Source organism: Geminicoccus flavidas (assembly GCF_009806515.1).
GTDB lineage: Bacteria > Pseudomonadota > Alphaproteobacteria > Geminicoccales > Geminicoccaceae > Geminicoccus > Geminicoccus flavidus.
Window position 1 is genome coordinate 1 of record NZ_WUJP01000715.1, and the last position, 381, is coordinate 381.

Genomic DNA, 381 nt, shown 5'->3' on the forward strand with positions numbered 1-381 from the left:
CGCCAGCGATACATCAGGAGCGACCGGGTCAGCCTGGGCAGGCGCAGGATGAGGTAGGGGAAAATGAAGAGCTCGTCCCAGAAGATGTGGCCGCGATAGCCTTCGCCGGTCCAGCCGCGCGCCGGAACACCCACGTCGAGCTCGAACGCATTCGGCGAGGCGGTCTGCAGGATGTGGAAGAGGTGCAGCCGGACGATCCGGTGCGTGCTGTCGTCCGATTCGCCCTCCACCTGCAGGAATTCCAGGTCGCAGAACCGCCAGATCTGCACCCAGGCGAAGGCGTGCTGGCGGAGCAGGACGGCGAAGCGCTCGGCGCGCGTCACGGCGGTCACCGCGTCCGTCCCGGGTTCGGTGATGGCACGGTCGCGCGAGGTGTAGATC

General features: G+C 67.2%; 1 pseudogene. It reads right to left on the reverse strand.

The features are described from left to right. Nucleotides 1–332, reverse strand: a pseudogene (locus EQG76_RS20540) (glycoside hydrolase family 65 protein); the annotation flags it as partial. Nucleotides 333–381 lie beyond the last annotated feature (49 nt).